Genomic DNA, 25,017 nt, shown 5'->3' with positions numbered 1-25,017 from the left:
TTTGAGGTCTGCATACTTTAAAAAACTGTTAAAATACAATGTATACTTCTCATTTGAAAGCCAGGAGGGAACACATGAAAAGACTTATACTGTTAGCTCTGTTATGTACTTTGTTATCAGCCTGTAGCATCAACGAGTCTAAGCTCAGTTTTAGTGAGTTAAAGATTGTACCAAACGAAATACAAACGAAGATCAATCCCGACAATACCTTGCAATTGATCAATACGAAAGACAAAGTCGCTTATGTTGTTTATCAGTCAAAGAAAACAGTTGCTACTGATCTTGAGGAACAAGGAGATACGCTAAAGATTAAATTGAATGAATCTAAAACTCATAAGAAAACGAAGCAGCATGTCTACAAGTTAACATTAGATCCTGAACATAAAATTATCGATGTTTACGTGAACGGTAAATCTACCGCATTTGATAACGTAACTAACTGATAAATCTAGATATAACAAGTAGAAACAACATACATACTAAAACCTCTTCATTTCTTTTGTGAAACGAAAGGGTAACACAAAAAGCAGAAGGCGATTGCCTCCTGCTTTTTGTGTTCGAACAACGAACGTTTTATTTCGTCCGTTGTCTTCTAAATCGTTGAACGGAACGAATCACAGAAACCGATCCGCCGATAATCGCACCGACACCGACGACGATGCCTGTCTTGAATTTTTTGCCCGATTGTTCTGATTTATGCGTTGCTTGATTGTGTTCAAAAAGTTGTTGGAGGGGCGACGACGTCTCGACTTCGAGAATTTTCGATGCATCCTGATGCACGTCTTCTCTACGTTCGACACTACAAGGTGACAGATAGAATGGGTTCAAGTTCGTCCGGTACCGATCCGGATTCCAGTTGGCTTGCTGAACAACTGCTTGGGCGTCTTCCGTCTGTGCTTGATCCTTGATTGGATCGAATTCTTGTTTCATCTGAATCACTCCTCTTCACGTTCAAAACTTGTAGACCGATTTATGTCTGAAGTCTTATTTACCTGTTTTTCAAACATTTAAAACATATATATTTAAAATTAGTTTTTAATGTTTTGTGAACGTTAGCCGAAATAGGCATGATAGAGCCGCTTCGCTTTGACGAGATCCGCCTCGCCATGAATCAGAACGCGTCCATCTCGGAAAGCAACCATCCGATGTTCGTCCGTCGTAAACGCCAGCAAATATGGATTATGAGCGGAAATCGCAGCGACCGGCTGGAGACGTTGTTTCAACTGTTCCAGATCCCGCTGTCCGTCTCCCCGGATTTGAATGGCATCCCGACCGCACAGTGCCGTGAAATGAACCGTTTGATCCGATAAGTAAGGGTAGGACGGTTCGATGCCGCACGACGGGCACTCCGTTTGCTTCAGTGACTGGACGTTAATTTGTTGAAACGTATTCGACCAGACATCAAACGCAAGCAAGCGCGTCCGCATGGCGTCCGTCTTTCCGCTTAACCACTTCAACGCTTCTGTCACCTGCAAGGAAGCGACCATCTGTACAGCTGGTCCGATGATTCCCGCTGTATCACACGTCTCCTGATCTCGCGGTAATTGATCGAGCAGACAATGCAGACACGGCGTCTCCCCGGGACGGACGGTAAACGTGATCCCATAACTGCCGACGCATCCACCATAAATCCACGGAATAGAACGCATCAACGCCATGTCGTTCATCAGCAAGCGAATATCGAAATTGTCCGTCGCGTCGATGATCAGATCGATATCATCGAGAAGCCACGTCAGCGCTGCCCGGTCGACGTCTAATACATACGCTTCGATCGTCACCGTCGAATTGATCGCTTCAAGCCGTGCTTTTGCGGCAATCGCTTTTGGTACGATGTGACGCGCATCTTCCTCGGTATAAAGCTGTTGTCGTTGTAGATTACTCCACTCGACATAGTCGCGGTCGACGATTCGGACGACGCCGACACCGGCGCGGACGAGTTGCTCTGCCGACGCCGTTCCGAGCGCTCCCATGCCGATGATCAGTATCTTCGCTGATGCCAAGCGTGCTTGTCCCGCTTCCCCGATCGGTTGAAATCGAGTTTGCCGTGAGTAACGGTTCATCGAATCAATCCACTCGTTGGACTACTCGCGATCGCATACTGTTTCTTCTCGATACGTCCCGCTTCGTATCCGAAGCGCCCTGCTTCGACAGCTAGTCGCATGGCGTGCGCCATCTTGACCGGATCTTGAGCATGGGCGACAGCGGAGTTCAATAAGACACCATCCGCTCCTAGTTCCATCGCATAGGCGACGTCGGTCGGTGAGCCGATCCCGGCGTCGACGATGACCGGGACCGTCGTTTGTTCGATGATGAATCGTAGATGAAGTGGGTTGAGAATGCCTTGCCCGGAACCGATCGGTGACGCTGCCGGCATGATGGCGTGACAACCGAGTTCTTCGAGTCGCCGTGCAAGGACGACATCGTCCGACGTATACGGTAAGACGATGAAACCTTCTTTGAGTAATTCTTCAGAAGCCCGTAACGTCTCGATCGGATCAGGTAGTAACGTCTTGTCGCAACCGATCACTTCAACCTTGACCATGTCACACATACCGGATGCCCGCGCAAGCTTCGCAAGCCGAACAGCTTCTTCCGCCGTCTTCGCACCTGCCGTGTTCGGCAGTAAATCGTACTTCGCTAAATCAAGCGACTCCAAGAAATTCGCTTGTTGTTTGTCGAAGATATCGAGCCGACGGACGGCGAATGTCAATATTTGTGAAGCGGACGCATCGATCGCCTCCTGCTGTACCGTAGCATCCGTATATTTCCCTGTTCCGAGTAATAACCGTGATTCAAATGTCTTTTCTCCAATTTTCAGCATGTTTATCCTCCTCCTACGAAATGAACGATTTCAAATGTGTCATTGTTCCGAACGACTGTCTGACCGTACGCCATGCGATCGATGATTTGTCGATTCTGTTCGACGATGACGAGCTTTTCCCCTAAGCCGAGTTGTGTGAGCATGTCCTCGATCGTTTTAATCTGTTCGATCGTGTGGTCATTGCCGTTAATCGTAATGTTCATCGGACTTCCTCCTTCAGAATCAACCGTAATGTATTTACCAAGACTTCCGCTGTCGCCGGTGCGAGTAAGATGCCATGCCGATGATGCCCCGTCGCTAGGAAGATCCGACGGGATGAATCGGTGACTCCGATATATGGCAAGCCGGACACCGTTTGTGGTCGTACACCGGACCAGACTTCTTCGATGACCGCGTCACGAATCGGTGGATACAGTCGTTCTGCTGCTTGAAGCAGTGACGTGATCCCAGCGACACTGACACCGACCGTCTCGTCGTACGGCAGTTCGGTCGCACCGATCAAAATTCGTCCGTCTGCTTTTGGCACAAGGTAGACAGCGTCGTCAAACAGGATCGAGCGTAACGGCTGACCCGCGAGACGGACGGCGAGACATTCCCCTTTGACCCCATATGTGGCGATCGAAATACCAGCTGTATCGAGCAAAGCTTGCGAACCCCGTCCGGCAGCGACCGTCACTGTTCGTCCGGTCCAGATTCCCGCATTCGATTCGATCCTAATGAAGTCATCGTTCTCTTCGATGCATGTGACATCTACCTGTTCTTCAATCGATATGCCACGTGCGTGTAAGGCATACATCAATGCAGTCGTCAGTCGTCGTGGATCGATTTGACCGACAGCCGGAAACAGATGCTCGCGTCCTTTACGTTTTAACAAAAACGGTTGTTCCCGGTATCCACAATCGATGCCTGTTTCTCGCTCGAGACGACGTGCAAGCAGCGGATACAGACGACGACTTCGCGCGGCAAGTGCATGCAATTCCTCTCTGAGCTCGATGTCCGTCGCAAGCATCCCGGCAGCCGCGCGACTCGTTCCTTGTCCACCTGCTCCGCGTTCTAAGACGACGACGGATTCATTCTGACAGGCGAGACCGTAAGCAAGCGTCAAACCGATGACTCCACCGCCGATGATGATGTGATTCGTCATACCCGTACCCCCTGATAATGCTTGACGGCGGCGAGTGGATCCGCTTGACCGAGAATTCCCGATAAGACGGCGATTCCGGTTACACCGGTCGCTGCGATTTCAGGCATGCGTTCTGGTGTAATCCCACCGATCGCAATGACTGGTTTCGTCGTGAAGGTGACGACTTGCTTCAAGGCGTCAATACCTCGTGGTGGCACGTCCGGCTTCGACGCTGTCGGATAAATATGACCGTACAGCAGTCGGTCGGCTCCTTCCGCTTCTGCTGCCAGTGCCTCTGCTAGTGAATGGACCGATTTTCCGATGACGAGATTCGGAAAATGACGTCGCACATCGCGGACACGTAAGGAACGGCGCGTCAGCTGCACACCGATGCCAGTGACATGGGCGACATCGACCCGATCATGAACCGTTAACTGATCAGGCGAATAACCGTGCGCAAGGAGCGCTTCAATTAGATCAAGTAATTCTGCCGCCGATAAGTTCGGTTCACGTAGATGCAGCTGATCCGTATAGGGTTGAAGCGATTGAAAGGTCTTTATTTCGTCAAGCGGATTAATGGATCCCGTCGAAATCAGATGTAAACGCATCATGTTCTTCCTTTCCATACGAAAAAGGACCACTCCCGATGTTGAAGGGAGTGGTCCGAAAATGCGCTGAAGCGCTAAGGATATCTAGGGTTTCGAGCCACTTCCCTCCGCTAGTACGAACTAGATCAGGTTCAAAGGGTCCGGATACTTCCGTCTCAGTCTGCTGGGAGACTCCCCTAGTGTCTTTTCGTGTTTAATTGGCTTGCCCCATTAGTCTAGCATGAGTCGCTTTGCTTCGCTAGTCCTAGTTGAGCGCTTCCACTTGCTGAATCAGTTCCGATTTCGTTGGTCGCTGTTGCTCTTGGCTGTCGGCATACGTCTGCTTTAGCTTCAGGATGCGTATCACTTTGCCATCGAGCATCTCCGGCGTCAGCGTCTTTTCTTTGACGGCTTGCATCACTTCAGCATGAACCTTTGTGTAAGCACCTGCCTCTGAAAACATCGCCATATCAGCTCCGTTGACGAGCGACTGACGTGCCGCTTCCGCGAGACCATATTGTTTCGTGATCGCCCCCATGACGAGATCATCTGTGATGATGACACCGTTGAATCCGAGTTGCTGACGCAAGAGGTCAGTCAAGATCGGCTTTGAGAGCGAGGACGGATTCGTATCGTCATATGCGGGATAGAGAATATGGGCGACCATCACCATCTCGGCGCCCTCTTGAATCGCTTCTTGGAACGGTAACAGTTCCGTCCGCTTCAATTCTTCCTTTGATGCCGTCACTTTCGGTAGCCCGACATGGGAATCGACACTCGTATTGCCGTGACCGGGAAAATGTTTGACGACTGGAATCGTTCCCGTCTCCTGCATCCCGTGCATCAGGGCCGTACCAAGCGTCGCGACAGTATTCGGATCAGCACTTAACGCACGGTCGCCGATGATCGGATTGTTCGGATTACTGTTGACGTCAAGGACCGGCGCGAAGTCCATGTTGAAGCCATAAAAACGTGACAAATGTCCGAGCGTACGTCCGACGTCTTCCATTTTCGCATCATCTGCTCCTTGCGCCATCCGTTGACTCGTCGGTAGACGTAATCGTTGATCCGGTACCCGGCTGACGCGTCCGCCTTCTTCATCAATCCCGACGAACGCATACGGTTTTTGGTTCGTCTCTTGAATCGCACGCGTGAACGTCAAGAGTTGCTCTTCCGACGTGATGTTTCCGCCAAGCAGTAAGACCCCACCAATCGCATGCGTCTTTAACAGTTTCCGGTCATCTGCTGAAAGTTCCGTGCCGGCGACTCCGATGTAGAGCAGTTGATCGATCTTTTCTGACGTCGACATCGTTTTTAATTGTTGCTTTAGTTGTGCTTGTTGTCGATCTTCTTTCGTCGGTTCAGGTTTCGGTTTCTTTTCTTCTGTCGGTTGCTTCGTTTCTGATTGTGATGGTTTCGTTGGTTCCGTCGTCTCCTGTGCACACCCTGCAAGCAACAGGCAACCGATCAGTACGACTTTCTTCACAAAGGATCCTCGCTCCGCACACCATTGATCGAATAATAGACAGAAATCTCAGCATTCAGGGATTGCGAGACCGAACAATATTTATCCTTTGATAACGAGATGGCACGACGGACCTTATCTTCCGGGAGATCACCTTCAAGCCGGTAATGAATCGAGATCGACGTAAAACGTCGCGGATGATCCTCTGCCCGTTCTCCTTCGATATCCATTTCGAAATGGGTGATCGTCAAGCGCATCTTCTCTAAAATCGAGACGATATCAATTCCAGTACAGCCGGCAACGGCATGTAGCAAGAGTTCGGTCGGTCGTGGTGCTTGGTTTTCACCACCGTTTTCGGGTGCTGCGTCCATCGCAAGATGATGCCCTGATTCCGTCTGTCCACTAAACCCCATCTGTTTGTTCCATGTCACTGTCGCTTGCATCGTTTCCACTCCTTTATAATTAGTCTTCTTCTGTAGTATACGCAAAAAATAGCAAGCCTGGAAATTCACACGCTATTTCGAATAATGGTTCTTTTCCCGAAATCTCGCTTTGCGATACCCGACGAAATCGTTTCATGCTATCCTGTTACTCATAGTTTCGCGCGCAAGCGCTAGAATTGAGGAATCATCCATGTCACCTACTACTCGTTTAAGTCGACGCGATTGGCTCTTGATTGCTACGTTGTCGCTCCTGACATTCGTTCTCGGAACAAGCGAATTCGTCATCGTCGGGATCCTCGCTGAAATCTCCTCAGCCCTTGATATCACGATCGCAACAGCCGGTACGCTCGTCTCGGCCTTTGCCATTTCCTTTGCGATTGGTACGCCGATCGTCATGTCGATGACCGGTCATCTGGAACGGCGTCGCCTGATCCTACGTCTCTTACTTGCTTGGATACTATTGAATCTTGCCAGTAGTTTTGCACCAAGTTACGAAGTATTGCTCGCAACCCGCATTCTGACAGCCATCCTGACTGGTGTCTTGATCTCACTCGCAATGGTCGTCGCAAGTGACGGTGTACCTGTCGCGAAGCGCGGTGTTGCCGTCTCGTTCATTTTCGGTGGTTTTACACTTGCGAACGTTTTAGGTGTTCCGATTGGTACGTTCATCGGGCAACACGCTGGCTTCGAAGCCACGTTCTGGCTGACGACGGTCATGGGAATAATCGCGTTCCTCGCTGTTTTAAAGATCGTTCCGGTCCAGCAATCGACGGGTTCTGGTTCGATTAAGGAACAGCTCGGATTGCTCGCCAACCCACGGATCCTGATCGCCTTCTTCATTCCGTCATTTGGGTTTGGGGCAACCTACGTCGTCTACACGTACCTCGTACCAATTCTTCAAACAGAACTTGGGATTGCGAAAACGTGGATCAGTCCGATCTTGCTCGCTTACGGCGTCGTCTCGATCTTCAGTAACATCCTTGCCGGAAAGATTGCTAGCAAAAATCCGATGGGACGCTTACGGTTCGTCTTCGTCGTGCAAGCAGTCGTTCTTGCTGCGTTATACTTCACGACAGCATCCCTTCCGCTTGGTCTGTTCAACATCGCCTTGATGTCGTTGATGTCGATTTTACTAACGACTTCGACACAGATCTACTTGATCGACCTTGCTAAAAAGTTCAATCCGGAAGCAAAAGGACTCGCCGCTTCATTGATGCCGGTTGCGAGTAACGTCGGGATTGCTTTTGGTTCGGCACTCGGTGGCATCGTCTATGCGAACGGTCCGATGATGAACACGGCACTCGTCGGTGGACTGGTTGCGCTCGTTGCTGCTTTATTAACTGCAATCAGTCATCGCCTCGATCAACGGTCATGAAACCGTTACCTTATCCTTTTTTGTAACAGGTCGATGACGGTTCGATGACGTTATGATGATAGTCCCCATCTCGCTGATGATTTTTCAGTATGATGGGGACTATGTTGTAGTAGAGGAGTGTCTGAAAGTGAAAGCATTACACATCATCGGTCTCGGTCTATTGACGATCATCCGACTCTGGCTCGGAATCCAGTGGTTCATCGCCGGAATCGGTAAGTACATTAATGGCTTCGATGCGAAACCGTTTCTCGAAGGAGCGCTTGCGAAGTCAACTGGCGAAGACGCACTCGTCAGTTCGTGGTATGCGACGTGGATCGAGCAACTCGCCTTACCGAACGTCGGGCTGATCAACGCCTTGATTCCGTTCGCGGAACTCGTCGTCGGGATCCTGTTGATTCTTAGTCTGTTGACGGTTCCTGCACTGGTCGTCGGAAGCATCATGAATCTCAATTACTTACTCGCTGGGACGATTGCGTTAAACCCATTGTTCCTAGCAGCGTCAATCGCCTTACTGGCTGCAGGACGCTTTGCGTATCATATCGGCATCGATCACTGGATCATGCGCTGGTATCGTTCGTCGCAGCAACCGCATCCCCTTGACCGGATTCCAGTCTAACGAAAAAACTCTCCCGTACGCGGGAGAGTTATTTTTTTTGTTGCTCGAGAATCGTCTGCTGTGTCGGAACCCCGCCGACTGAGACTGTCCGCTCGAGGAACAGATAGGGTTTGCCATCAACTTCGAAACGACGGTCACCGAGATAACGTGCCGAGTGCCCATCCGTTGCGAGCTTTTGTTCGATGGCTGAGACATGTTCGTCGAGTGAATAAAACCGATCATCGAACGTCAGCGTGATGTTCTTCTTACGATACCCGAGTAAGAAGTTGTAGTAGAACCAATACATGGCACCTGCGAAAACGACAAAAATCAAGAATTGCATGTCAGTCCCCCCTTCGTATAGTCTTTATACGTTGGAAGAAAACGGTAGGTTTCAAGTGATGTGTAGAAATTGGTTACTTTTATTAATTTGTTACGACTTCATTTAGATAAATGTTATTTTTCGAACCTTGTTTCTGAATATTAGCTTCGTAAACGATTTCAGATGTCACCGGATTGATCACCAATGATTTGACCTCATCTTTTTTCGTTCGATAAGCGAAATAGATATGGTCGTGATCTACAGTAAAGCTCGTATGGGAAAAATCTTCTTCTAATGTAGGAGATTCGAGGTTAATCGTTTTGGTAATTAGTCGCTCTGACTCAACATCATAGATTAACCATCTTAACTTTTTCTTACTCGATGGTTTCAGAGAGATTTCAAGAAGTCCTAGATAATATTTACCATCATTTATGACATTTGATTCGTTGACTTGATCGAATTCTTTTAATACTTTTGTTTGTTGACCATCCTTTACGACGGTTTCAGACAAAAAATCATCAGGATATTCCAATTCTTTTAATTGATCGACAATCATTTTTCCATTGTATAACGATCGAATCGTATCACCTTTTCCTAAACGGTCAGGTAATTTGATTTTAGTTATCGTTTTCTTTTTTAAATCGATTTGGTAGATATATTCTCTTTCAATCTGTCTATTAAGAGGGGTCGCATCAATGAGTAACTTGTCCTTTGTTCGTTGAAACGGAGAAAAACGTAACTGTTTATTCATTTGATCTTCAGGCAGCTTAATCGTTGTGCTCGTCAATTTCTTAGTCTGCGCATTCCAATACTGAAGTTCAAGTTTATTTTCGCTTAATCTATTGATTCCATATGTAATCGAATCTTTTGTAAACACATGTGTATCATTCTTCCAAGCAAATTGTTGGAACGATCGTGGAGCATCGGTCCAATTAGATTCATTATAAAAAAGTAACGAAAGTATTGTTTGACTATCCTTCGTCATATCCCCATTCATCGAAATACTATATTCATTCGGATTTTGTCCCCACTCACTAAGACTAAGTTGCATGTTTCGGACGACTTCTTCGTTTGGATCACCTTTTTTTGTTTCAACGACGAATTTCGTCTTATCGAACGAAAGTACTTGTCCCACATAAATTCCTAAAGACACGATAGAGATGACGCCTAAAAGTAAAACATATTTTATCGAACGCATAGTGTCCTCCTTAAACCGTAATTTTCCATTTTAATAAACGTAGACTTCTCCAAATCACATAAGCAAAATAGAGGACGAACAACCCAATCAATACAAGCGTCTTTTCTGAGTTCAACAATAATTTAGTTTGCTCTAAGAAATAAAGACCTGTCACAGTAAAAATAACCACGATGAAAATCTCGACTCCCATTCTCAGAAGACCAGTCCATTTACGGTAAGAACGTTCGATTAAAACAAGAAGGAATATAAAACTCACGATAAACATCGATATTGAAAGAATTACAAATAAATTCGTCAAATTCAACGAAAAGAGTTCGCCTAACGTACTTCCTAGTGTACGATGACTGTCTTTATCCAGATAGTCAACTCGGACAGACCAATTAAATAATAGATTTCCGAATTGGATCAAACACCACTGGATACCGAGAAAACTCGTGATGATCAAAAGTAATGTCGTCCACTTCGAGAAGAAAATGCTTGCTCGATTTCCTGGAAGCATCAATAAACGATAGATATATTTCGTTTCACCAACCCAATCCCGGTACCAAATCTGAATTGTATAAATAACGACTAACGCCATACCAATCAATGTCATGTAACTGAAAAAGGAGGTTGTATCAATGAACGAAATTTTTCCAATGTCATTGAATGCGTCATACAAAGTAGCAGTATTCGCCTTCAAGTAATCTTCGATTCTGCGCTCATGTAGTTTGACGTTTACAACGACCGATACCAGCTCAATCGCTGCCATCACAAGCACGGCGATTATATAAAGCTTAAAACTCCGTTTGATCTCTTCATTCGTCAATTGTATGTATTGTTTCATCGCAAATAGACCTCCCGCATCCGGTCCTGAACCGACTTCCCGTACAGTTCTCGCATCTCTTCCGTCTCATGTTCATCGATGATTCGACCGTCCTGTAAGAAGACGACTCGATCGATCAAGTGCTCGATTTCCTGAATTTCGTGTGTCGTCATCAGGATGCCGCGTCCTTCCATGAAGTGACTCGAGAATAATCCTGCAATCTGTTCCTTCGTAAACAGATCGATCCCAGCGAATGGTTCGTCGAGTAATAAGTACGGACGATCGAGAGCGAAACCGAGGATCAAGCTGACCTTCGCTTGGTTCCCTTTTGATAAGTCCGTGATCTTATCTGTCGAGAGTAGCTGGAAGATCCGCATTAGCTCATCCGCTGTCGCCGGGTTCCAGTCGGAATAATAATCCGCCATGTACGTCAGCGCATCACCGACCGTCATGTAGCCGGGCATCGTCTGGATATCCGGAACAAAGGCAATCTTATTTCGGTTGATCTCGCCATCGATGAGAACTGTTCCCGCGTTAACCGGGACAAGACCTGCGATTGCCTTCAGGATCGTCGATTTCCCTTCACCATTCAAACCGATCAGACACGTCAGTTGATCCATCGGAACCGAGAATGAGACACCTTGAAGGACTGGTTTTTTTCCGTACTTCTTTTGTAAGCCATGGACTTCAAGCATCGATCTTCCTCCGTTCCGTTTCCTGATAGACGGTCTCGACCTTCGAGACGACCTCATCGAGTGGAATTTGAATTGCCTTGACGGCATCGATGAATTCAGAGACGGCTTCTTCAAGCATCTCGGCCCGTACTTTTTGGACGACTTGTGGATCACGTGTAATCTTACTCGGGACATTCCGTTCTGTCGTAATCAATTGCTGCTCCTCCATCTCTTTATATGCTTTTTGTGCGGTATTCGGATTGATTCCGAGCTGTGCGGCGATTTCGCGACGGGACGGGATTTCTTGCCCGCTTTGCAATTCCTCAGTCGCGATTCGTTGTTTGAACCAACGCACGACCTGCAGGTACACCGGGCTTCTTTGATCGAACTGCATCGGTAGACCTCCCTTTCCTGTTTAATGTATTAAAACAATAATACACTTCTCTTCTGTATCATACTCACCATACAGTTTGACTGTCAAGACGGTTTTTTTCTTTCGCCATGAAAAACCACCATCCGATTTTTGGATGGTGGTTATTTCACTCCTTAGTATGGATTCGGATCCTCTTGCGGTGTTTCGGGAATTTCAGTCGGTTCTGGGAACGTATCCGGTTCCGGCTGACGAACAGGGTCTTCCTGTGGCGTATCCGGCACCTCGCTCGGTGGTGTCTGCGGGACTTCGTCCGGTTGATGATCCGGTTCGCGTTCAGGCACTTCATTCGGATTTTTCTTCATCTTGTTCTCCCCCTTAAGACGTGATGTAATCGCCGCCGTTGATATGAATCGTCTGACCTGTGATGTAACTTGAATCGCGAGAAGCCAAATAGACATAAGCTGGTGCATTTTCTGACGGTTGTCCTCTGCGTTTCATTAACGTATCTTCACCATGCGACTCGACTTTTTCTTTTGAGAATGTCGCTGGAATGAGAGGTGTCCAAATCGGACCCGGTGCAACGGCATTAACGCGGATTCCCTTCTCGATCAAGCTCGAGGCGAGTGAGCGTGTCAATGTCGTGATTGCTCCTTTCGTTGCTGAGTAATCAATCAACGTCGGTGCTCCACGATAGGCTGTTACCGATGAGGTATTGATGATCGTATCTTCTTTATGCAGATGCGGAATCGCTGCTTGAATTAAATAGAACATCGAAAAAACATTCGTCTCGAACGTTTCCTTCAATTGATCTGGTGTGATTGATAGGAAATCATCTTGCGGGAATTGCTTGCCGGCATTATTGACGAGAATGTTCAATTGACCGAACTCTGCAATGACCGTATCGATGATCGCTTGTGCATTTTCTGGCTGACTGACATCTTTTGCGATTTTTAAGGCTTTGACCCCGTAGCCTTCAATCAACGATTTCGTCTTTTCAGCGTCTTTCCCCTCATTTAAGTACACAATCGCGACGTTTGCCCCTTCTTTCGCATAAGCGACAGCGACGGCACGACCGATTCCACTGTCCCCGCCTGTGATCAGCGCGACCTTCCCTGTCAGTTTTCCTGAACCAACATAATCCGGATCATCGTAGATTGGTTCTGGTTTCATGGCGTACTCGACACCGGGTTGTTGTTCCTGTGTCTGTCCTCGTGCTTCTTGATGCATCGCTTCGAACTGTTCTTCTCTCATGAACGATCAGCTCCCTTATCACTGTTGAATGAACTACATGATTAACCATTCCCTTGCGATACATCTATAAACGTTTTTCTGGAAAAGTCAGATGTCATTCGTCAGTAGTGTCGGAAACACATTTGTTTGAATCATTTTTGATAATTCGCTTGGATACAACGTATACTGATCCAGTTTATCGAACGGAACGAAGCGATACGTCAATCCTTCACCTTCTGGACCGTAAAAATCCTCTGTTAATAAAGGCAGCGGTTTTCTGCAAACGACATCATAAAACATTCCTAGTTCATGAAACTGGTGATCGGCGTACTCAAAGAAATTTTCATGCAGGAAACGGAAGACCGGTGGCTCAATCGACTGACCGAGTTCTTCTACTAATTCACGTTCAATCGCTTTGGCACCACTTTCACCGAACTGGACGCGCCCTCCCGGTAATGACCAAAAATTATCTTCTCCTTGACGATGAATCAAAAGATGTCCATCTTGAATCAACAGCGCCACTGCGCGAATGTTAAGCTTTTTTTGATTTACTGTAAACGTCAAATCCATCCCATTACCTACTCTCTTCTTATTAGACTCCCATACTTTCTCATCATTTCCCACGATTGCATTTTGTCATCAAATTCATCTCGTTGTAACACGGATTCATCTTGATTTTAAAGGATTTTGAGATTGAATATGTATTCAATATTACAACAATTGTTATTAGAATATATTTAAGCAATCAAATTGAAACACAACCGTCTGATGTTTGAATGCTATACTCTCGTTAGTCAAATGACCGCATTACTCACTTCAACACACACTAAACGCATCCACTTCTATAGATGTCATTCCGACGACAACACTAGATATTCAACTTAGGAGGAACATTCATGAAACGAACAATCACGACGTTAGCAATGAGCGCCCTCGTTGTTTCAGGTTTTGCAGCTACGGGTACAGGTAAGGTTGAAGCCTCTTCAGGCTCATCGTATAAAGTTAAGATCAAAGCAGACGGACTACGTGTCCGGACTGGTCCATCGTTAAAACACCGCATCGTCGACGGCGTCAATGCGGGTCAAACATTCAAATATCTCGGTCGGACAGGGAACTGGACGAAGATCATGCATAAAGGCGAAAAACGCTTCGTCTATTCAGGTTACGTCAAGAAGTACAGCGCTTCTAGTAAATCAGCGAAAAAAGCATCTTTCTCTTCGTCGACTGGTTTCATGCGTCCGACAAGCGGACCGATCACGCAAGGTTACGGAAACGCTAGCGGCAAATACGGTTACACGTTCCATAACGGTATCGACTTCGGAGCACCTACTGGAACACCAGTTAAAGCAGCCGCTGCCGGAAAAGTCATCAAGTCGTCATATCAGGGAGCATATGGAAACCATGTCATGGTCGAACATAAAGTGAACGGTATTTCGTACACAACAGTGTATGCTCACCTTAGTAAACGTTCCGTCTTCGTCGGTCAATCGATCCCGAAAGGCGCTAACATCGGAGCTGTCGGTAGTACAGGTAACTCGTTTGGGTCTCACTTACACTTCGAGATCCACCGCGGAAACTACGTCTACAGCGGTTCTTCTGCAGCAAGCAGTGTCAACCCACTCGCTTTCTTATAAGCATTTCAAGGTACCTCATTCGGGGTACCTTTTTTGTTATTCATATGGCATTTCATCTTATCCAATTCCATCCAATCTTGTCAAATGAATTTGTCGACAATTGGTAAATAGATAAAATTAAGTCTGTTTAATATAATTTATTGAAATAATATCGAAATGTGAATGTAACAATTAAACATTTTCGTAAATGTTATACTCATCTATGAAATTTACATAACGGTTTGGTCACACAGATTACATACTCAGGAGGAATGAATCATGCATGGTTTTTGGAAAGGTGTCTCTGCGACAGCGATCGCTGTGGCGAGTGTTGCTTCGTTTGCCATCCCACGTGCGGATGCAGCAACGACGTTCTATAAGGTAAAGGTCATGGAAGACGGCTTACGTGCTCGAACTGGTCCTTCAACGTCTTACGGTACGGTCACGAGTTTTGAAAAAGGTGACACATACAAGTATCTCGGTCGGACAGGGAACTGGACAAAAATCCTCTACGGTTCGAAAAAAGTCTACGTCTCTTCTACATATGTTAAGAAATATTCTGTAACACGTATCTATAAGATTAAAATCAACGTCGACAATCTTCGCGTTCGTAGCAGCAACTCGACGAGCAGTGCAGTCGTCGGAAGTGTCGATAAAGGCGAAACATTCCGCTACCTCGGTCGGACAGGTGACTGGATCAAGTTCCTATACGGTGGCGACAAACGATTCGTTCACGCTGACTACGTCTCGAAATATGCTGTCTTGACACTGACAAACAGCAGTGGCGCATCAAAAGCCTCTACGTCAAAAAACTTCGCGACACCAACGAGTGGTCCAATCACGCAAGGTTACGGTAAGGCAAGCGGCGCTTACGGCTATACGTTCCATAACGGCATCGATTATGGCACAGCGAAAGGCACTCCAGTCTATGCAACAGCAAGCGGTAAGGTCATCACTTCGCAGTATAAAGGCGCATACGGCAACTACGTCATGGTCTCACACACTGTCAACGGATCGCCGTTCATCAGTCTGTATGCACATATGAATAGTCGCTCCGTCTCGGTCGGTCAAACCGTCGCGCAAGGTCAAAAAGTTGGTACAGTCGGTGAGACAGGTAACGCCTTCGGAACACATTTACATTTTGAACTTCATAAGGGATCGTACGTCTACAGCGCAACATCAGCTGGCAGCAGCGTCAATCCACTTGATTATCTCTAAAAAAAGCCCCGACCGCATGACGTCATTGATAAGTCATGTGGTCGGGGCTTTCCCTATTCTTTTAAACGGAAACAAGCGTATTCTGCTTCACTTGAATCGTTGAGACAATCGCACGTGCTGCGGCTTGTCCCCCGTAAATCGATCGAGCGAATGGTCCGACTGTCAAGTCAGCGAGACTGCCAGTTGCGAATAAGTTCTCTCCCCATTCAAAAGTCGTTTCATCCAGTAACGGTGTCCGGCAAGGCGATAAGGGTAGCTTCAACTCTTGCTGTACGGCTTCAAGCCATGATCCTTCGACGACCATCGGACGGATACCCGTTGCGCAAATAATCGATTCAGCGGTGATGATGCGGTCATCCGTCAGCTTTACTCCGCTTCCGACTTCCTGCTCAACTTCACCGATCACATGATTGATGATCCCTTCCCGAATCAAATGTCGGACACGTTGAATCAAGTCCTGTGTTGCCGTTCCGGGGCGACGCTCCTGTACGATCAACGCTCGTTTTTCGCTAGCCGACAAGGACTTGAATGGTGTAAGTCCTTTTGGTCCCATGAACTTCCGATCCGCATCGAACGCACTTTTTTCGAGCGGACGTCGTGAAAGGAGGATCACCTGCCCGGGATAGCGCTCAGCACATTGAATCGTATGATGCAGCGCACTGATCCCACCTCCGATGATGACGACCGGTGGTGTGTCTTGTTTTGATAAGAACAGATGACGCGCCGATTTCGCCCACTCTGGCATGACGTGATGCTCCGATTGCCCGAGAGCGAGAACGACACGGTTTGCCAATAAATCTCTTTCACCTGTCGAGACGATCCACGTTCCACTTTCTCGTCTTAGTCGTGTGACTTCTCCTTGTACCCAGCTCGCCTCCACTTCATTTCGTTGCGCCAATTGAAGGGCATGGTCGTTAAATAGTTCCAAGGATGGTCGCCCGTATGTATCCTTGAAGGCTTGATGTGTGTAATCTTGTTCTTCAGCATGATGTCTGAGACTCGTCGGATTCGTCGAAGTGTGGTGAACACGTGTCGAACGTAAGTAAGGCATGCCAATCCGTTCGGTCTGTTTACGCCAGTTCATAAGTGGCTGCTCATGACGGTCGATGATTCGAATCATCTTTCGGTCTATTCCTTTTTCACTTAAGGCATTAAATACCGTCATCCCATGAATTCCTCCGCCAACAATCACCCATTCATATCGATCCGTCATCACAAAAACTCCATTACCTGAATTAAATCGTAATCATTACGTTTTATAAAGATAGCGTGTTTTTAAGAAGAATTCAAGGGCAAATCGATATAGACTCATAAAAAATCCGCTTCCTCTCGGTAGAGGAAGCGGATTTGAACGCATCAATCAGGAAGAAGCATGTTTCGCTAGATACGCTTTTGAATAGCGATCGGCTGCGATGATCGCATCCGCGACTTCGTCCGCCGTGACGTTGAAACCGCTGTGGATCGTCTCACCTTCAGCGGTCGCTGCCTCGCCGACCTTGACGATATCTTCACGCGACGCATCCTTTAGCTTGACGTCCTCGAGCGTCACCGGTAGACCAAGATCCGTGTAGAGCGCGATGTAGCGTTCAATCTCTTCTTGTGGATGTTCTTCGAGCGCCAACTGGACGAGTGTACCAAAGGCGACCTTCTCCCCGTGCGTCAAGTGGTGAATCTCACCGTCAAGCGCCGTAAAACCGTTATGGATGGCATGGGCTGCAGCTAATCCACCACTCTCGAAACCGAGTCCACTTAAGAGCGTATTCGCCTCAACGACGGCTTCGAGTGCTGGTGTGACGACTTGCGCCTGGACGGATTCATACGCCAGTCGTCCATGCTCGAACAAGACTTCCTCACACCGTTTGGCAATCGCTTGTGCCGCAATTGTCGGTCGCCCGCCTGCCATCGTCTGTCCACCAAAAGCGACGACACTCCGAACCTCGACCCAAGTCGCGAGCGCATCGGCGATTCCGGACGCAAAGAAACGCGCCGGCGCTTGCGCAATCAGTTTCGTATCGACGAGAACGAGATCAGGATTCTTCTTATAGAAGCGATAACTTTCGAAAATCCCTTCGTCGGAATAGATGACGGACAAAGCACTCGTCGGGGCATCGGTCGAAGCAAGCGTCGGAACGATGACGACGGACACGTTCAGCTCATCTGAGACCGCTTTTGCCGTATCGAGCGTTTTCCCGCCACCGACACCCATGACGAACCGAACATCTGCCGCTTTTGCTTGCTCCGCGATTCGTTTTACTTCATGCCGTGAGGCTTCGCCACTGAAATCGGCTTTCTCGATGCCGACGTTTTCACTAGACAACGATTGTTCAACGCGTTCCTTGACGATTTTCCAGACGACATCATCCGCGATGACGAGCGCTTTTTCACCGAACGGGCTCACATATGTACCGAGCCGGTCAATGACATCCTTTCCTTGGACATACTTTGAGGGACTAATGAAGACACGTTCTGACATGTTTCAACATCCTTTCTGTAAGGGACACGATAGTCAATGACATACAGTAGAGGAATTTCCTTTTCTACTAACGTTTAAACCCCATCGATTCGAATCATTTTGACAAAACGGGTACTCTTTCAAGAGCTTGTGTGATGAGACTCCGATCACTTCTTAATCGCTCGTCCGGATCAGGACCGAACCATTCGAGGCTAGCCGTCAAGTGATCGAGATGACCTGAAACGTCTTCAAAGAACCGGTGATAATCGACGATCCCTTCGAACAATGGAACCATCCCTTCCCGCGATCCGCTTGCCGCATAGACATTTGCTGGTTCAAAAACTGAAAACTGTTCAGCATTCGCCACTGTTTTTAAGTGTAGGTGATCCACATACGCTGCAAGTCTGAAGTATGCTTCGACGGGATCTGCCTTTGATTCGATGACGTGTAAGACGTCAAAGTTGATCCGACATGCCGGGTGATTGATCGCTTGTAATAAACGTATCGTTGCCGCAACCGTATCCGTTGCAGTGTTCGGATGAAATTCAAGTAATAATCGCTGTCCTGCAGGATCAAGGACACGACAAATCCCCTTCAATCGATAAACGAGTTGATCCCATTTTGCATCGGATAAGGTATGGCTCGCCTCATTACCAGCAAAGATGCGGATACGCTCCGTTCCGATTCGTGTCGCTAATCGCGAGAGTCGTTTTGTCTCCGCAAGTAGTTCTGACATCGATGCGTTTAAATTTAAATAATGACTCAACATACTGACGTTCAGATGGGACGAGTTCAGCCGATCGACTTCTTCCATCCTTAAATGTTCAGCATGAACGCCCCAGATATCAATGGCGTCAAAGCGTTCTTCTGAAGCAAAATCGATCAAATCATTAAATGAACGCAGATGATGCCGATAGCTGATCGTGCAAAGTGCGAGTTTCATGTTCAATCCCCTCCTGTCGTTGATACGCATGGAACGTGTCGACGAGTTGCCGTTTAATTGCACTCTCCCGTGCCCATTGTTCTTCGATCAATCGTTCGATTTCCAAGTACACTTCCGGTTGACGCGTTACAGCATATTTAACAGCCCGATGCTGGATGACAGAGTATTGATTGACTAATGTTTCAACCTCATCCGTCCATTCTTCAAAATCAGATGTCTGCAAGTCGCGTCCAATCGTTTCATATAAATAAGCAAATGCATGCTCATAGGCGTATTTTCGAATGGCAATGACAGGTAACTGCTTTAAGGCATTCGGTAATCCCTCAGGTTGTTTACGATAGTGATGCACAACACGTCTGACTGCCTCGGTCAATGGATGATGTACGTTTAGACAACTCATGAAATAGGCACTTACCGTCGTCGCGTCCGGTATTCGAACATCCGTACTCTGAAACGCGAACCCACCAGCGACAGCAGGATGACGTACCGCTTCCAGAATACGCTCGCGTGCAACATCACCTTCATATCGGAAATCAGGATCAAGCATGTGCCATACTTCCGGATTTTCTGTCGCCTCTAACATGACGTAGTGGGGAAACACATCATGGTGAAATTTATTTTCGCGCTCAGGTAGACTAGCTAAATCCAACATGACAATCACTGACTCGTCCTCGTTTTTCTGTTCGACTCGTTTAATAAGATGTGCGATATTCAGTTCCTTTGATTGCTCGTGATCATACCATTCTTCGACAGGTATGCCATAAAGCTGTTCATACCAAACAAGCATCTCCTGATGATCGATCTTCTCATCATGATGTGAGAGGACATAATCGGCTGACAAGGAGAACGAAGAGTCCCACACGCCAAAGTAATAGGGACGATGGTCCGCGTCCGATCGTTTGATCGTCTCGCAGACGCAACTGACGAGACAGTGTACTTTAATCATGTGCGACCTCCTGTAAAACAGACATCAACTCTTCTACTCGCATTTTGGGCAGGGCTGACATGTGCTCATCGGGAATCACTAACCCGTGTTCCAATTCAAGGTGAAGCAACAGATGAATCAAGCGCATCGAATCGAGTCCTAGATCATCTCGTAGAGAGTCTGTTGTCGAGACAGCGACAGATGATGACCATTCGAGCTGTTCGGTCAGTATATCTTCGAATTGCGCAATCGTTAAACGGGACATGTTTGTTCCCCCAATCGTTTTCTACTCACTTTCCCATTCGCAGACAGCTCGATTTGCTCAACGATTTGCCACTCCGTCGGTCGTTGATGTGGTGCGAGATGCTTCATACAATGTTGTTTCAGTTCTTCCTCTGATGCTGTCGTCACGAGTTGAGCGCAGACGCGCTCTCCTTGAAACGCATCCATTCGTTTAAAGACGACGACAGTCTCGACGGTCGGAAGCTGATACAAGACATCTTCGACTTCCCCTGGATAGACGGATAAGCCAGACACATTGATCATCTCATCGAGCCGGCTAAGAAAGTGCAGCCCGTCTTCAAAGTACATCAAATCCTTCGTACCGATCCGTACGCCTTGTTGCGAAACGACTAATTCTGCTGGTTTTCCCTTCGTGCCCGTTTCAATCTCAAGATGCTCTAGTGGAAAGCCGATCGCTTGCGGACTCGACGGATTCGGATGAAGTGCGATACAGCCGATTTCTGAACAGCCATATTGTTGAAGCAAATGATGTGTCTTCCGTTCAATCGAACGGAACCACTTTTCTGGTAATGTCATCCCGGAAATCATCACTGCGTGAACTGTTTGCGGGAACAAACTCATCGCATACGCCAGTCCCGGTGCCGTATAGATGATCGCGTCCGGATGCAAACGATGGATTGCTAGCACATGACGCGGTGAGAAGTCTTGTAGGATGACTGGTGTTGCTCCACGTCTTAAAGTCGCGAACACTCCACACAGTAATCCGAATGAGTGCGTCGTCGGACAAGCAACGATCGTCGCTTTCGTCGTCAGCGGAAAACTGTTCGTATAAGCATTCAGTTCCGTCTCGATCGACTCCCATGTCCGGTGAATGATTTTTGGTAGCCCCGTTGTACCGGAACTGAATTGAATCAATCCACCCGCACGTTTTTCTGCTTCCGGAAGCGAAACGATGGTCTCTTGATAAATCAAATAACCACATCCGGCTTGTGTCGCTAGACGCTCAGCACCGGAAACTGGCGTATCCGGATGAATGGGCAGGATCGTTCCATTCATTCGGCGCATCGCAAGACAAAGGGCTAACCACGCTTTTGTATCTGACGTACAGATGGCTACGGTCTTCCCTTCCGTTATGAACGATTGCTTCACCAGTTCATGTGTCGTCAATTCTTCTTCTGTCACCCATTCTTTCTCAATCCATAGCATGATCGTCTTCCTCTCCTCGTTGAACGAGTGAATTCTTTACATCGATTTGATTCGTCAAACCAAACCGTGGTGCCAGTAAGGCTTCTGCTGTTACTCTTTGTTCGTACCATCCGATTCGTTCTAGTCGGTCTCGATCAATCGGCAATCCTTCGATCGTCTGATGCATCCAATCAAAGAACGTCGCTTCACTCAAGTTCTCCGTCTGTTCAAGTTGATACGCTAGTTCCGTCAAATGATAGACGAATAATGTATCGTACAGCAGTTCGCGTAAGGCAAGCGGGTGTGACATTTCGTAATACGTGTTGAGCGGTGCATCAAAATCAGGATGTAGCCTCTTAAAATCGGGTACATCCGATGGATCGTCGAGTAACTCGGTGACGAACTCGACGCTATCATGAAAATCGCGGAGAATGATCCGTTCCGGCCATCCGTCCCGTAAGACAAGTAACGTATTCTGGGCGTGAGCTTCCACACCGATTCCTTTCTCAGTGACGAGTCGGATGATCGGTTCGAGATAGACAACGAAGAATCGACGAAGCCACCGTTCATGACCATATCGTTCCAACCACGGTCCTAGAAAATGTCTTCCGTCGACCTCGATTTGAGCAAGTGCCGTCAAAGGCATGACTTGCTCGCCCGGTTGAGCATACGTCAAGACGTTTTCTCGAAAGACACAGCCGACCCGACCCGCAAGTGGACCGCTCGAGCCGACGCATGAAGCAAATTCAGATAACAGCGTCACCGGCAATTCACTCGCCTGTTTTTTCAACCAATCCGATACTGCAGGAGCTGCCACGACATTCGGCACGGCAAAAGTCCGAACGGCTGACGTTTGCTTCAAGTCGAGTGGCAATTTGATATGCGGTAGTTCGGGGTGACCTGGACAAAAAACGGTTCGAATCGACTGCGTCGCTTGCACGAATACCCCGCCTTCTCCTAAGTCGATACCTCCGACTTGCGCCACCTCCTGCTTGATACGTGACCATTGCCATGGGTGGACAGGAAGAATCTGATAATCGATTCGATTCAAGCTCTCTAGCTTTTCCAAAAAACCGTGAAGTTTATGCTGTCCAAGTATTCGTCGAATCGGCATGATCCCATTTCCTTGAACGAGCGTAGGCGGCAAGGCGACCCAATGCAACTGGAAGCGATTGCCCGCTTCAGGTCCATATGCCTCGTGATCGGCACGCGAAAAGCCAATTCTTGATTTGAAGCAAGGATGGTAGGGATGCCCTTCGATGATGGTCTGCTCCAACTCTTCATAACCGAAGCCTGCTCGGTGGATTCGTAGACGATGTCGCTGCGACAAGTCATCGAAATCATGTGTACGTCGCAACTCTTCCTGAAAGTCGTCCGAGATCGGCAATTGCGTCAAAAGATACTCAAACCAGTCATTGACGCCGGATGACTTCGATGAGCGTAACGTCTTGATGTCGAGCCGTATTCGGTCGAACGGACCACGTTTGCCTTCGACTGTCACTTCACTATCTTTTAAGTGGAATGTAAAACAATGCTTTGTTCCGACAATCGTTTCAGTAAAAGGAAGAATCCGCTCAAATAACAGACTCTCAAGAAGTTGTTTGCAGATGCGTGTTTTGCTGTCGTAAAGCATAGTTTCCCTCCCGTAACGGATTATCCAAGTCGACGAAACAAACCCGTTCCCCCTCGACTTCGAGTTCATCGAGTCCTTGAAGGCGTGTTAGTAAATTCGCCTTGTATGGAAGTGTCGACGATTCTAACAACATCAAAAGCCAAGCTCTGCCTCTCCCTTCTAGATTTTCAACTCGTACCTGACACCATTCACGCAGTAACGCGATAGCAACTTCTTCGTTCAATAATGTGTCTGCTGCCAATCGGTCGATGACACTCGCTAGATGGTTCCAAATCATGTAGTACGTCAAACGCTCAGCAATGACTTCTTCTGAGTAGAACAACGTCGTATGCTTCAACTCCGGTTCTAGCAGGATGAAGGAATCTCGATTCGTGTCTGCTAAGTAATAGCCTTGATTATCCCGGACGTGATATCGAACTGGCCATCCTTTTTCAAATGTAATGAGACTATTTTGTTGATGTGCCTCGAGCCCGATTCCTTGTTCCTCATATAGTGTAACGATCGCTCCTAACGTCAACTCCAAGTACTGTTTCCACCACCGAGTGACATGCTCCGTTTCAATGGATCCTGACTGCCGGATGAGCCGCAACAGGAGTGATTCTGAATCCGGCAATGCTGGTTGGACGAGTGCTGCAACATTTACCGCGTGGGGTGCTGGCTCTCGCAAAATGACTTCGAATCCGGTCTCTTGTTTAGTCCGTATCGCTAAATATGCAGGATCGTGAATGAGGTCAAACGTATCAGGCAGAGACAGATGACGAAACAAGCGATACATCAAATAACCAGCCTCTAATTCATGCCGCTTATTGACGCGTCTTGAGTTCGTCACTTGGACAGGTATGGATAACTTCAACATATGACTTCGGTCGAGTGCTTCGACGGTCCGGAGCGACGAAGTTGCGTTATAGAGTGGTCCAGTTGCACCATGATAACGGAGAATACCTTGCTCGATCCACAGCTCGACTGTCGGCTGACGCAACAGATACTCGGCTTGAAGCGGATGAATCGGAACGATTCGCTCTTGTGCTGTCGCCTGAATTGAGTTAGCCAGTTGGTTCTCCATCAGCTGACTAATCGTCTCGTAGCTACCTGAACGCTCCTCGAGCAATGTCTCATGTACCGTAAAATAGTGAAGTTGAAACGGCTGACGGAATTCAGGCGCATACGCTTTTTGTTGCCAGTCGGTCATACCGACTCTACTTTTCGGGGTCGGATGGAACCAATGACCACACCACAAGCGTTGTTCATAATCGATGAACGTCTCTTGCTCTTGTGCATTCAGTTGTTCCTCCAAAATCAATTGGATTGTCCGGTGACTGTCAAGAACACGAAAGAGTAAGTCCGTCTGATCCGGATCTTTTTGTTGAAGCCTGATGCAAAAGGTGATGATACAGGACATGGCTGACACTTCCCGCCATCCGCTTTTTGTCTCTTCACGGATTATTCCAATCTCGTGGCGTCCGATGATGGAACGACGTTTGATTTCGATGAGATACGGTTTCATCCAATAAAAAGAGGATATTTCGGATGCATCAAACGGTCTCTCGTTGACCCATTCGCCCGGGTTCACTTCTCTGATGTAGCTGTTCATGAACGATTGAAGCGTCACCTCGGTCGCTAATCGCTCGATTTGTTCTTCGCATGTTCGCACGCTCTACTCCTCCTCTTATTGAAAATCATTCTCATTCCATAACAATAGAAAAACGGGTTTCCCCGTTTTTGATGGTACGTATACGCACTTATGTTAAGTAAAACGTTTTCAAGTTCCTTCAATCCGTTTTCACAATCAATCAA

The 25,017-nt window shown here is 47.5% G+C and carries 29 protein-coding genes and 1 riboswitch; of the genes, 5 read left to right on the top strand and 24 right to left on the bottom strand.

All coding sequences use genetic code 11. The features are described from left to right. The first annotated feature begins 74 nt into the window (after positions 1 to 74). The gene (locus L985_RS06470) at positions 75 to 443 is read left to right on the top strand and encodes a hypothetical protein (RefSeq protein WP_047396066.1); all 369 of its coding nucleotides are present in this window, start codon (positions 75 to 77) and stop codon (positions 441 to 443) included. 130 nt (positions 444 to 573) lie between these two features. On the opposite strand, the gene L985_RS06465 is transcribed toward L985_RS06470, so the two are convergent. From L985_RS06465 to L985_RS06430, 8 genes are all read right to left on the bottom strand, one after another. Continuing rightward, complete coding sequence (locus L985_RS06465; RefSeq protein ID WP_047396069.1) at positions 574 to 930, bottom strand: hypothetical protein; 357 nt, start codon at positions 928 to 930, stop codon at positions 574 to 576. A 122-nt stretch (positions 931 to 1,052) separates the two neighbouring features. After that, entirely contained in the window at positions 1,053 to 2,060 is a 1,008-nt protein-coding gene (locus L985_RS06460) for a ThiF family adenylyltransferase (protein ID WP_071908758.1), read from the bottom strand. Beyond that, entirely contained in the window at positions 2,057 to 2,821 is a 765-nt protein-coding gene (locus L985_RS06455; RefSeq protein WP_047396072.1) for a thiazole synthase, read from the bottom strand. Before L985_RS06455 ends, L985_RS06460 begins: the two co-directional genes overlap by 4 nt. A 2-nt stretch (positions 2,822 to 2,823) precedes the next feature. After that, complete coding sequence (gene thiS / locus L985_RS06450) at positions 2,824 to 3,024, bottom strand: sulfur carrier protein ThiS (RefSeq protein WP_047396075.1); 201 nt, start codon at positions 3,022 to 3,024, stop codon at positions 2,824 to 2,826. Continuing rightward, positions 3,021 to 3,965 (bottom strand): FAD-dependent oxidoreductase, encoded by a 945-nt coding sequence (locus tag L985_RS06445; protein WP_047396194.1) that lies wholly within the window; start codon positions 3,963 to 3,965, stop codon positions 3,021 to 3,023. Before L985_RS06445 ends, thiS begins: the two co-directional genes overlap by 4 nt. After that, positions 3,962 to 4,555, bottom strand: a complete 594-nt coding sequence (locus L985_RS06440; RefSeq protein WP_071908755.1) for a thiamine phosphate synthase — start codon at positions 4,553 to 4,555, stop codon at positions 3,962 to 3,964. The genes L985_RS06445 and L985_RS06440 overlap by 4 nt, the downstream gene beginning before the upstream one ends. Positions 4,556 to 4,637: 82 nt before the next feature. Continuing rightward, a riboswitch (TPP riboswitch) is annotated at positions 4,638 to 4,740 on the bottom strand. Between the two features lie 56 nt (positions 4,741 to 4,796). After that, on the bottom strand, positions 4,797 to 6,017 hold the full coding sequence (gene nagZ, locus L985_RS06435; RefSeq protein ID WP_047396078.1) for a beta-N-acetylhexosaminidase: 1,221 nt from the start codon (positions 6,015 to 6,017) through the stop codon (positions 4,797 to 4,799). Then, positions 6,014 to 6,439: an OsmC family protein gene (locus tag L985_RS06430; protein ID WP_023467853.1), complete on the bottom strand. Its 426-nt coding sequence runs from the start codon at positions 6,437 to 6,439 to the stop codon at positions 6,014 to 6,016. Before L985_RS06430 ends, nagZ begins: the two co-directional genes overlap by 4 nt. A gap of 190 nt (positions 6,440 to 6,629) precedes the next feature. Between L985_RS06430 and L985_RS06425 the strand changes: the two genes are divergently transcribed. Further along, entirely contained in the window at positions 6,630 to 7,814 is a 1,185-nt protein-coding gene (locus L985_RS06425) for an MFS transporter (protein ID WP_047396081.1), read from the top strand. A 127-nt stretch (positions 7,815 to 7,941) separates the two neighbouring features. After that, positions 7,942 to 8,430, top strand: coding sequence for a DoxX family membrane protein (locus tag L985_RS06420; RefSeq protein WP_051656236.1), 489 nt, complete (start codon positions 7,942 to 7,944; stop codon positions 8,428 to 8,430). A gap of 28 nt (positions 8,431 to 8,458) precedes the next feature. Here L985_RS06420 and L985_RS06415 read toward each other — a convergent pair whose 3' ends face one another. The 8 genes from L985_RS06415 to L985_RS06380 all read right to left on the bottom strand — a co-directional run bounded on the left by L985_RS06415 (position 8,459) and on the right by L985_RS06380 (position 13,581). Beyond that, complete coding sequence (locus L985_RS06415) at positions 8,459 to 8,752, bottom strand: hypothetical protein (RefSeq protein WP_047396084.1); 294 nt, start codon at positions 8,750 to 8,752, stop codon at positions 8,459 to 8,461. Between the two features lie 82 nt (positions 8,753 to 8,834). Continuing rightward, a complete protein-coding gene (locus L985_RS06410) occupies positions 8,835 to 9,929 on the bottom strand; it encodes a hypothetical protein (protein WP_029341328.1) in 1,095 nt (364 codons plus the stop codon). A 10-nt stretch (positions 9,930 to 9,939) separates the two neighbouring features. Then, positions 9,940 to 10,755 (bottom strand): hypothetical protein, encoded by an 816-nt coding sequence (locus L985_RS06405; RefSeq protein WP_047396088.1) that lies wholly within the window; start codon positions 10,753 to 10,755, stop codon positions 9,940 to 9,942. Continuing rightward, entirely contained in the window at positions 10,752 to 11,429 is a 678-nt protein-coding gene (locus L985_RS06400; RefSeq protein WP_029341326.1) for an ATP-binding cassette domain-containing protein, read from the bottom strand. Before L985_RS06400 ends, L985_RS06405 begins: the two co-directional genes overlap by 4 nt. Then, positions 11,422 to 11,802: a GntR family transcriptional regulator gene (locus tag L985_RS06395; RefSeq protein ID WP_023467846.1), complete on the bottom strand. Its 381-nt coding sequence runs from the start codon at positions 11,800 to 11,802 to the stop codon at positions 11,422 to 11,424. Before L985_RS06395 ends, L985_RS06400 begins: the two co-directional genes overlap by 8 nt. A 152-nt stretch (positions 11,803 to 11,954) precedes the next feature. Further along, positions 11,955 to 12,143, bottom strand: coding sequence for a hypothetical protein (locus L985_RS06390; RefSeq protein WP_047396090.1), 189 nt, complete (start codon positions 12,141 to 12,143; stop codon positions 11,955 to 11,957). A 13-nt stretch (positions 12,144 to 12,156) separates the two neighbouring features. Further along, positions 12,157 to 13,032 carry an SDR family oxidoreductase gene (locus L985_RS06385; RefSeq protein WP_047396092.1) on the bottom strand — a complete coding sequence of 292 codons (876 nt, stop codon included), beginning with the start codon at positions 13,030 to 13,032 and terminating at the stop codon, positions 12,157 to 12,159. Between the two features lie 87 nt (positions 13,033 to 13,119). Then, complete coding sequence (locus L985_RS06380; RefSeq protein WP_047396095.1) at positions 13,120 to 13,581, bottom strand: NUDIX hydrolase; 462 nt, start codon at positions 13,579 to 13,581, stop codon at positions 13,120 to 13,122. A gap of 326 nt (positions 13,582 to 13,907) precedes the next feature. On the opposite strand from L985_RS06380, the gene L985_RS06375 reads away from it, so the two are divergent. Together L985_RS06375 and L985_RS06370 are read left to right on the top strand one after the other, a co-directional pair. Continuing rightward, positions 13,908 to 14,645 (top strand): peptidoglycan DD-metalloendopeptidase family protein, encoded by a 738-nt coding sequence (locus L985_RS06375; RefSeq protein WP_047396097.1) that lies wholly within the window; start codon positions 13,908 to 13,910, stop codon positions 14,643 to 14,645. 258 nt (positions 14,646 to 14,903) lie between these two features. Further along, a complete protein-coding gene (locus L985_RS06370; protein ID WP_047396100.1) occupies positions 14,904 to 15,842 on the top strand; it encodes a peptidoglycan DD-metalloendopeptidase family protein in 939 nt (312 codons plus the stop codon). 61 nt (positions 15,843 to 15,903) lie between these two features. Here L985_RS06370 and L985_RS06365 read toward each other — a convergent pair whose 3' ends face one another. The 8 genes from L985_RS06365 to L985_RS06330 form a co-directional block, all read right to left on the bottom strand. Then, on the bottom strand, positions 15,904 to 17,055 hold the full coding sequence (locus L985_RS06365) for an FAD/NAD(P)-binding protein (RefSeq protein WP_047396103.1): 1,152 nt from the start codon (positions 17,053 to 17,055) through the stop codon (positions 15,904 to 15,906). Positions 17,056 to 17,202: 147 nt separating this feature from the next. After that, positions 17,203 to 18,315 carry a glycerol dehydrogenase gene (locus L985_RS06360; protein WP_029341318.1) on the bottom strand — a complete coding sequence of 371 codons (1,113 nt, stop codon included), beginning with the start codon at positions 18,313 to 18,315 and terminating at the stop codon, positions 17,203 to 17,205. A gap of 94 nt (positions 18,316 to 18,409) precedes the next feature. Next, complete coding sequence (locus L985_RS06355; RefSeq protein ID WP_029341317.1) at positions 18,410 to 19,237, bottom strand: sugar phosphate isomerase/epimerase family protein; 828 nt, start codon at positions 19,235 to 19,237, stop codon at positions 18,410 to 18,412. Continuing rightward, the gene (locus L985_RS06350; RefSeq protein ID WP_029341316.1) at positions 19,185 to 20,183 is read right to left on the bottom strand and encodes a DUF6005 family protein; all 999 of its coding nucleotides are present in this window, start codon (positions 20,181 to 20,183) and stop codon (positions 19,185 to 19,187) included. Before L985_RS06350 ends, L985_RS06355 begins: the two co-directional genes overlap by 53 nt. After that, the gene (locus L985_RS06345; RefSeq protein ID WP_029341315.1) at positions 20,176 to 20,427 is read right to left on the bottom strand and encodes a phosphopantetheine-binding protein; all 252 of its coding nucleotides are present in this window, start codon (positions 20,425 to 20,427) and stop codon (positions 20,176 to 20,178) included. Before L985_RS06345 ends, L985_RS06350 begins: the two co-directional genes overlap by 8 nt. Beyond that, positions 20,415 to 21,611, bottom strand: coding sequence for an AMP-binding protein (locus L985_RS06340; RefSeq protein WP_047396108.1), 1,197 nt, complete (start codon positions 21,609 to 21,611; stop codon positions 20,415 to 20,417). Before L985_RS06340 ends, L985_RS06345 begins: the two co-directional genes overlap by 13 nt. Next, positions 21,598 to 23,223: an IucA/IucC family protein gene (locus L985_RS06335; RefSeq protein WP_052169514.1), complete on the bottom strand. Its 1,626-nt coding sequence runs from the start codon at positions 23,221 to 23,223 to the stop codon at positions 21,598 to 21,600. The genes L985_RS06340 and L985_RS06335 overlap by 14 nt, the downstream gene beginning before the upstream one ends. Then, positions 23,180 to 24,874, bottom strand: coding sequence for an IucA/IucC family protein (locus tag L985_RS06330; RefSeq protein ID WP_052169515.1), 1,695 nt, complete (start codon positions 24,872 to 24,874; stop codon positions 23,180 to 23,182). Before L985_RS06330 ends, L985_RS06335 begins: the two co-directional genes overlap by 44 nt. Positions 24,875 to 25,017 lie beyond the last annotated feature (143 nt).

Source organism: Exiguobacterium sp. ZWU0009 (genome assembly GCF_000798935.2).
GTDB lineage: Bacteria > Bacillota > Bacilli > Exiguobacteriales > Exiguobacteriaceae > Exiguobacterium_A > Exiguobacterium_A acetylicum.
This window is presented reverse-complemented; position numbering and strand designations above follow the sequence as displayed.